Annotated in this window: 1 protein-coding gene and 1 pseudogene; both read left to right on the top strand. The window is 61.4% G+C overall.

What is annotated here, in order from left to right:
- A pseudogene (locus ACP5MM_RS09785) lies at positions 1-465 on the top strand (hydroxylamine reductase); the annotation flags it as partial.
- 137 nt (positions 466-602) lie between these two features.
- Positions 603-1,000, top strand: a 398-nt coding sequence (locus ACP5MM_RS09790) for a 2Fe-2S iron-sulfur cluster-binding protein (protein WP_427934533.1), incomplete at its 3' end; no start/stop codon positions are given.

Below are 1,000 nucleotides of genomic sequence, written 5' to 3' on the forward strand. Positions count from 1 at the left end.
TTCTTCCTGGTCGGCGGCTGTGACGGCGTATCGCCGGCGCGACATTATTTTACCGACGTGGCGGACCATGCCCCCCAGGATACGGTGATCATGACCCTGGGCTGCGGAAAGTTCCGCTTCAACAAACACGAATTCGGCGATATCGGCGGCATTCCGCGCCTGCTGGACGTCGGTCAATGCAATGACGCCCATTCCGCCATCCAGGTGGCCGGGGCCCTCGCCGAGGCCTTCGGCTGCGGCGTCAACGATCTTCCCCTGTCCCTGATGATTTCCTGGTTTGAACAGAAGGCAACAGCCGTGCTGCTTTCCCTGCTGGCCCTCGGGATCAAGGGGATTTACTGGGGGCCGACGCTCCCCGGCTACATGACGCCGAAGCTGGTCCAGACATTTCAGGATCGTTTCGACCTGAAACTCGTGGGCGACGCCCAGGCCGACATCCGGGCCGATATGGCACGCTCGGCGTAATCCTCAACCCGGCCGCGGTGAGGGCGTTTTGCCGCGACCTGCGGGAGCGAAAAACGATCCTTCACAACGGCCGTTTTCCGGATCATCTCCCCCTCCCAAGCCGGTGCGGGAGGGGGTTTGGCAAAGGACCAGACCCCATGAACAGTTACGATATCACCCTCCAGACCCGCGACGGGCAGCAACTCTCCTTCCCCTGTGCGGCCGATGAAGACCTCTTGTCTGCTGCGGAACGGGAAAATATCCTGCTCCCCTCCCAATGCCGTAATGGCTCCTGTGGCGCATGCGTGGCCAAGGTGACCCAAGGTCTTTACCAACTGGGGGAAAGCAGTACCGAGGCTTTGCCCGAAGCGGCCAAAAGCGAGGGCCAGATGCTGCTCTGCCGTACCTATCCCCAGGCAGACCTGCACATCCAGACCCCCTACGACTATGAATTCATTCGTTTTGAGCGCATCCCCGAACGCGCGGCCGAGATCGCCATCCTGGATACCATCGCCAGCGACACCCAGCGCCTCTTGCTGGCCTTGTTGCCCGATGA

The sequence above is a fragment of the Acidithiobacillus sp. genome (assembly GCF_049965315.1).
GTDB lineage: Bacteria > Pseudomonadota > Gammaproteobacteria > Acidithiobacillales > Acidithiobacillaceae > Acidithiobacillus_B.